Here is a 6788-nt window from a genome sequence, read left to right on the forward strand (position 1 = left end):
GCTGGGATGGTAACAGGGGGATTTGGGATTCGGGATTCGGGATTCGGGATTCGGGATTCGGGATTCGGGATTCGGGGGTCGGGATTCAGCAACCGGGGTTTGGGATCTGGCAACTGGGATTCAGGATTCAGGGTATTGACACCCCATTCAGAGGCTCCACACTCCTTCCCGAATCCCGAATCCCGAATCCCGAATCCCGAATCCCGAATCCCGAATCCCGAATCCCGAATCCCGAATCCCAAATCCCCCTGTTACCATCCCAGCATGTCCCTCGACGCCGCACAGCTCCTCGACGCCGTCCTCGCGCTCGCACCGGACGCAGGCGGCTATTGGGTCGCCTACAGTGGCGGGTGCGATTCACATGTCCTGCTGCATGCCCTGGCCGCGGGCCGCGAACGCCTGCCGGCGCCGCTGGGCGCCATGCATGTCAACCATAATCTGCAGTCCGACGCCGTAGCCTGGGCGGCGCACTGCGGCGCCGTCTGTGCGGCCCTCGGCGTTGCCTGCCGGGATCTGTCGGTGCAGGCGCACGCCCGCGCCGGCGAGAGCCCGGAGGCGGCGGCCCGCGCGGCGCGTTACCGGGCGCTGGCGGAGGCGCTGCCGCCCGGGCATGTGCTGCTCACCGCCCATCACCAGGACGATCAGGCCGAGACCCTGCTGCTGCAGCTGCTGCGCGGCGCCGGCCCCAAGGGGCTGGCGGCGATGCCGGCGGCTGTGGCGCTCGGTCCAGGGCGGCTGCTACGACCGCTGCTGGATGTCAGTCAGGCCGCCCTGCGCGCCTATGCGGACCGGCACGGCCTCGCCTGGGTCGAGGACCCGAGCAATGCGCGCCTCGACTACGATCGCAATTTCCTCCGCCAGCGCGTGCTGCCGCTGCTGCGCGAGCGCTGGCCGGCGCTGGGTGCGGTCCTGGCACGCGGCGCTGCGCATCAAGCCGACGCGGCGCAGTTGCTGGACGAACTGGCGGCGCTGGATCTGGCGGACGCGCCGTCGCCGTCTGCCAGTCCGGTGGCTGTCGAAAACCGTGCGGCCGCAGCCTCGGGGGAGGGCGCAGGGGACACGGATCGCGGTATTGGCCGGAATGGGCCCCGCTACCGGGATGACGCCTTGGGGGAGGGGAGCGCCGCAGTATCCGGCGCCGCTATCCCATTGCCGGTGAGCCGGCTGCTGGCGCTGAGCGGGCCGCGGCGCGCCAATCTCCTGCGCCACTGGCTGCATGGCCAGCACGCGCCGACGCCGAGTGCGGCGGTGCTGGCGCGCATCGATCACGATGTGCTGCAGGCGGCCGCCGATGCGCAGCCCTGCGTGGTCTGGGGTGGGGTCAGGCTGCGACGCTACCGTGACCGGCTGTTCCTCGACCGCGAGCCGTCGACCGCAGCGGACGAGGCGGCGGTGGGCGCTCTGGACTGGTCGGCCAGCGGGCCGCTGACGCTGCCCGGCGGTGTGCTGATGCCGCTACCCACCGTCGGTGCAGGCGTCGCGAGGCATCACCTGGATGGCCTTGCGGGAGGGCGGCTGCAGGTCCGTTTCCGCGGCGGCGGGGAACGCCTGCGGCCGGCCGGGCGCCGCGAACATCACCGCCTCAAGCATCTGCTTCAAGAGGCGGGCGTGCCGCCGTGGGAGCGCGCGCGGGTGCCGTTGATCTACTGTGACGACCACCTCGTCGCCGTCGCCGGTCTATGGGTATGCGAGGGTTTTCAGGCGGCGCCGGACGAGCCCGGCGTGACGTTCGTGTGGCACCGCGCGATTGTACCCGCGGGGGCATTCTGGTAAGGTTCAACCCCGTCTTGTGGTGCAATTCCGACGCCCTGCGAGCCGCGTTTGCGCCGCGCTCGTCGTCCTGATCCACGTCCCTGGCAGTCCGGAATCCGATGACCCGATACATCTTCATCACCGGCGGTGTAGTGTCCTCCTTGGGCAAAGGCATCGCCTCCGCCTCCTTGGGCGCCCTGCTCGAGGCGCGCGGTCTCAAGGTCACGATGCTCAAGCTGGATCCGTACATCAACGTGGATCCCGGCACCATGAGCCCGTTCCAGCACGGCGAGGTGTTCGTCACCGCCGACGGGGCCGAGACCGACCTGGACCTGGGACATTACGAGCGCTTCGTCCGCACGACGATGAGCAGGCGCAACAACTTCACCACCGGGCAGGTCTACGAGAACGTCATCCGCAAGGAGCGTCGCGGCGAATACCTCGGCGGCACGGTGCAGGTGATCCCGCACATCACCGACGAGATCAAACGCTGTATCCGCGCCGGCGCCGAGGGCGCCGACATCGCCATGGTCGAGATCGGCGGCACGGTGGGTGACATCGAATCACTGCCGTTCCTCGAGGCGATCCGTCAGATGGGCGTGGAACTCGGTCACGAGAAGACCCTGTTCATGCACCTGACCCTGGTGCCCTACATTGCCACCTCGGGCGAGATCAAGACCAAGCCGACCCAGCATTCCGTGAAGGAGCTGCGCTCCATCGGTATCCAGCCGGATATCCTGATGTGCCGCGCCGACCGGCCGCTGCCCAACGACGAGCGCCGCAAGATCGCGTTGTTCACCAACGTCGAAGAGCGTGCGGTGATCTCGGCCGTCGACGTCGACAGCATCTACAAGATCCCGCTGATCTACCATGCGCAGCACCTCGACAACATCGTCGTCGAGAAGATGAAACTCGACGTCCCACCGGCCGACCTGTCCGAATGGGAGAAGGTGGTCCACGACCTGACCCATCCACAGGCCGAGGTCACCGTGGCCCTGGTCGGGAAATACGTCAACCTGACCGAATCCTACAAGTCGCTGTCCGAATCGCTGATCCATGCGGGCATCCACACCCGCACCAAGGTGAACATCCGCTATCTGGATTCGGAGCGCTTCGAACAGGAGGGCGTGGACCTGGAGGGTGTGGACGCCGTCCTGGTACCGGGCGGTTTCGGCGAGCGCGGCGTGGAAGGCAAGATCGCGGCCGTACGCCATGCGCGCGAGCACAACATCCCCTATCTGGGGATCTGCCTGGGCATGCAGGTGGCGGTGATCGAGTATGCGCGCCATGTCGCGGGCCTGAGCGGCGCGCACAGCACCGAATTCCAGCCGGACACACCGCACCCGGTGATCGCACTGATTACCGAATGGCAGGCCGAGGACGGTCGTATCGAGCGGCGCAGCGCGGATTCCGATCTCGGCGGCAGCATGCGCCTGGGCGGCCAGAAGTGCCGGCTGAAGGAGGGTACGCGTGCGCGCGAACTCTACGGCCGGGAGATCATCGAAGAGCGCCATCGCCACCGCTACGAATTCAACAACGGGTACCGCGAGGCCCTGGAGCAGGCGGGCCTGGTCCTGGCGGGCGTCTCGCTGGATGGCGATCTGGTGGAGATGATCGAGATCGCCGACCACCCCTGGTTCGTCGCCTGCCAGTTCCATCCGGAGTTCACCTCGACACCGCGCGACGGCCACCCGCTGTTCACCGGCTTCATCAACGCGGCGCGCGCGCAGCGCGAACGCGCAGCGGCACCGGCGAAGGCGCAGGCCTGATTTGAATTTTTGAACCGCCAAGGGGCCAAGGGGGATGGATTGAACCGCCAAGACGCCAAGGGCGCCAAGAAAGATTGATTGAACCGCCAAGGCGCCAAGACGCCAAGAAAGATTAATTGAACCGCTAAGACGCCAAACACGCCAAGGTGAATTGATGAAAAGGCGGGTTTGGTGGTTTTTACATGAAGTTCTCTTGGCGTCTTGGCGCCTTGGCGGTTCAAATAGTAGGTTTTCTCCGTATCTTGGCGGTTTAACGAACAAGACGCCAAGGGCGCCAGGAGGGATTGATTGAACTGCCAAGGCGCCAAGAACGCCAAGGTGAATTGATGAAAAGGCGGGTTTGGTGGTTTTTACATGAAGTTCTCTTGGCGTCTTGGCGCCTTGGCGGTTCAAATATAGGTTTTCTCCGTGTCTTGGCGGTTCACAGCGCAAGACGCGACACTGAATGGACGTACTATGAAGCTCTGCGGTTTTGAAGTGGGACTGGAGCGGCCGATCTTTTTGATCGCGGGGCCGTGTGTGATCGAGTCCGAACAGCTGGCGCTGGATACCGCCGGTGCACTCAAGGAGATGACCGGTCGGCTCGGTATCCCGTTCATCTACAAGTCGTCCTTCGACAAGGCCAACCGTTCTTCGACGCAGTCCTTCCGCGGGCCGGGGTTGGACGCGGGTCTGCGTATCCTGCAGAAGGTGAAGGAGCAGATCGGCGTGCCGGTGCTGACTGATGTACATGAGGACACCCCGCTCGCCGAGGTCGCCGCGGTGGTCGACGTGCTGCAGACACCGGCCTTCCTGTGCCGCCAGACCAACTTCATCCAGAACGTCGCTCGTCAGGGCAAGCCGGTGAACATCAAGAAAGGCCAGTTCCTGGCGCCCTGGGACATGCAGAACGTGGTCGACAAGGCGCGTGCGGTCGGCAATGAGCAGATCATGGTCTGTGAGCGCGGCGTGTCCTTCGGCTACAACACCCTGATCTCCGACATGCGCGGTCTGGCGATCATGCGCGCCACCGGCTGCCCGGTGGTGTTCGACGCCACCCATTCGGTACAGCAGCCCGGTGGGCAGGGCACCAGTTCCGGCGGTCAGCGCGAATTCGTCCCGGTACTGGCGCGCGCCGCCGTCGCCGCGGGCGTCGCGGGCCTGTTCATGGAGACGCACCCCGACCCGGCCACGGCCCTGTCCGACGGCCCCAACGCCTGGCCGCTGTCGCGCATGGCACAACTGCTCGAGACGCTGCAAGAACTCGACGCCGTGGTCAAGCGCCACGGCTTCGCGGAGGCGGAGCTGCTTGGGGAGCGGTGACTGAGTTGTCAACCACGAAGGACACGAAGGACACTAAGGAAAATCCATTCAATGTTGAACGAAGAGTTCCTTCCCCCTTGACGGGGAAGAGTCAGGGAGAGGGTGATGCAGCTTCCGACAACCCCCTTACCCTGACCCTCTCCCGCGAGGGGAGAGAGAGTTCACAGTCTTACATTGGTTCAAGATTTTCCTTCGTGTCCTTCGTGGTTGAAGCCTTTTAATCTATACAACGCACTGAAGAAGAAACGGAGCAACGATGTCCCAGATCAGCAATATCCGCGCGCGAGAGATCCTGGATTCGCGCGGCAATCCCACGGTCGAGGCGGATGTGATCCTCGAATCGGGTGCGGTCGGCCGCGCGGCTGTGCCGTCCGGCGCATCCACCGGTACCCGCGAGGCCATCGAATTGCGCGACGGTGACGCCAGGCGCTACGGTGGCAAGGGTGTGCTCAAGGCGGTGGACAACGTCAACGGCGAGATCCGTGCCGCCCTGATCGGCATGGACGCGGATGCCCAGGCCGACATCGATCACAAGCTGATCGAGCTGGACGGCACCCCGGCCAAGTCGCGCCTCGGCGCCAACGCCATCCTGGCCGTATCGCTGGCGACCGCGCAGGCGGCGGCCCGCGAGCAACAGCTGCCGCTGTACCGCCGGCTGGGTGCCATCAGTCTGCTGGGTGATACCTTCCAGCTGCCGGTACCGATGATGAACATCATCAACGGCGGTGCGCACGCCGACAACAATGTCGACATGCAGGAGTTCATGATCCTGCCGGTGGGCGCGCCGAATTTCCGCGAGGCCGTGCGCTATGGCGCCGAGGTGTTCCACGCCCTCAGGAAGGTGCTGAGCCGCAACAAGCTGAACACCGCTGTCGGCGACGAGGGTGGCTTCGCACCCGATCTGCCCTCCAACGAGGCGGCCATCGAGGTGATCCTCGAGGCCATCGACAAGGCCGGCTTCACGGCCGGTGAGGACATCTTCCTTGGCCTCGATATCGCCAGCTCCGAGTTCTATAAGGATGGCAAGTACGTGCTGGCCTCTGAGAAGCGGGAGTTCAGCCCGGCCGAATTCACCGACTACCTCGGTGTCTGGGTGGACAAGTATCCGATCATCACCATCGAGGACGGTATGGCCGAGGACGACTGGGATGGCTGGAAGCTGCTCACCGAGAAACTCGGTGATAAGGTGCAACTGGTCGGCGATGATCTGTTCGTGACCAACCCCGCCATCCTCCAGGAAGGCATCGACAAGGGTATCGCCAATTCCATCCTCATCAAGGTCAATCAGATCGGCACGCTCACCGAGACGTTGGAAGCGATCAAACTGGCGACCGGCGCGGGCTACAGCTCCGTCGTCTCGCACCGCTCCGGCGAGACCGAGGACGTGCTGATCGCCGACATCGCCGTGGGCACCACCGCCACCCAGATCAAGACCGGTTCGCTGTCGCGTTCCGACCGCGTCGCCAAGTACAACCGCCTGATGCGTATCGAGGACCAGCTGCGTGAGCAGGCAAACTATATCGGCCGTGATGCCTTCGATCGGCTCAAGGGCTGACGCATGACCGGCGCGTGATCGATGCGGCGCGGGTTGATCGCCATCCTGATCGTCGTGCTGGCCGGGCTGCAATACCGGCTGTGGGTCGGTGATGGCAGCTTCGCCGAGGTCCGGCGTCTGCATCAGGCGGTCGAGATACAGAAGGACGAAAACACCCGCCTGGACGAGCGCAATGCCGCCCTCGAGGCCGAGGTGCAGGATCTCAAACAAGGTCTGGGTGCGGTCGAGGAGCGCGCCCGTGCCGAACTCGGCATGATCAAGGACGACGAGGTCTTCTATCAGATTGTCGAGCCGGAGAGTGAGTGAGGGGGGGTTCGGGATTCGGGATTCGGGATTCGGCAACCAGGATTCGGGATCTGGGATCTGGGATTTGGGAAGGAATGTGGAGCCTCTGGATAGGGTGTCAATAC

The 6788-nt window shown here is 64.6% G+C and carries 5 protein-coding genes; all 5 read left to right on the plus strand.

Going from position 1 to position 6788, the window contains the following annotated elements; translation table 11 throughout:
- The first annotated feature begins 264 nt into the window (after positions 1-264).
- Positions 265-1773 carry a tRNA lysidine(34) synthetase TilS gene (gene tilS / locus K8I04_10635; GenBank protein MBZ0072165.1) on the plus strand — a complete coding sequence of 503 codons (1509 nt, stop codon included), beginning with the start codon at positions 265-267 and terminating at the stop codon, positions 1771-1773.
- 98 nt (positions 1774-1871) lie between these two features.
- Positions 1872-3521 (plus strand): CTP synthase, encoded by a 1650-nt coding sequence (locus tag K8I04_10640; protein ID MBZ0072166.1) that lies wholly within the window; start codon positions 1872-1874, stop codon positions 3519-3521.
- Between the two features lie 456 nt (positions 3522-3977).
- The gene (kdsA, locus tag K8I04_10645; protein ID MBZ0072167.1) at positions 3978-4823 is read left to right on the plus strand and encodes a 3-deoxy-8-phosphooctulonate synthase; all 846 of its coding nucleotides are present in this window, start codon (positions 3978-3980) and stop codon (positions 4821-4823) included.
- Positions 4824-5079: 256 nt separating this feature from the next.
- The gene (gene eno, locus K8I04_10650) at positions 5080-6378 is read left to right on the plus strand and encodes a phosphopyruvate hydratase (GenBank protein MBZ0072168.1); all 1299 of its coding nucleotides are present in this window, start codon (positions 5080-5082) and stop codon (positions 6376-6378) included.
- A gap of 21 nt (positions 6379-6399) precedes the next feature.
- Positions 6400-6684 carry a cell division protein FtsB gene (gene ftsB, locus K8I04_10655; protein MBZ0072169.1) on the plus strand — a complete coding sequence of 95 codons (285 nt, stop codon included), beginning with the start codon at positions 6400-6402 and terminating at the stop codon, positions 6682-6684.
- Positions 6685-6788: the final 104 nt, after the last annotated feature.

This window comes from Gammaproteobacteria bacterium (assembly GCA_019911805.1).
In the GTDB taxonomy this organism is placed as follows: Bacteria; Pseudomonadota; Gammaproteobacteria; order Thiohalobacterales; family Thiohalobacteraceae; genus JAHJQQ01.

Excerpts from the sequence above, each read along its gene's own strand:
- tilS (MBZ0072165.1), top strand. The coding sequence starts at position 265 with ATGTCCCTCGACGCCGCACAGCTCCTCGACGCCGTCCTCGCGCTCGCA.
- K8I04_10640 (MBZ0072166.1), top strand. The coding sequence starts at position 1,872 with ATGACCCGATACATCTTCATCACCGGCGGTGTAGTGTCCTCCTTGGGC.
- kdsA (MBZ0072167.1), top strand. The coding sequence starts at position 3,978 with ATGAAGCTCTGCGGTTTTGAAGTGGGACTGGAGCGGCCGATCTTTTTG.
- eno (MBZ0072168.1), top strand. The coding sequence starts at position 5,080 with ATGTCCCAGATCAGCAATATCCGCGCGCGAGAGATCCTGGATTCGCGC.
- ftsB (MBZ0072169.1), top strand. The coding sequence starts at position 6,400 with ATGCGGCGCGGGTTGATCGCCATCCTGATCGTCGTGCTGGCCGGGCTG.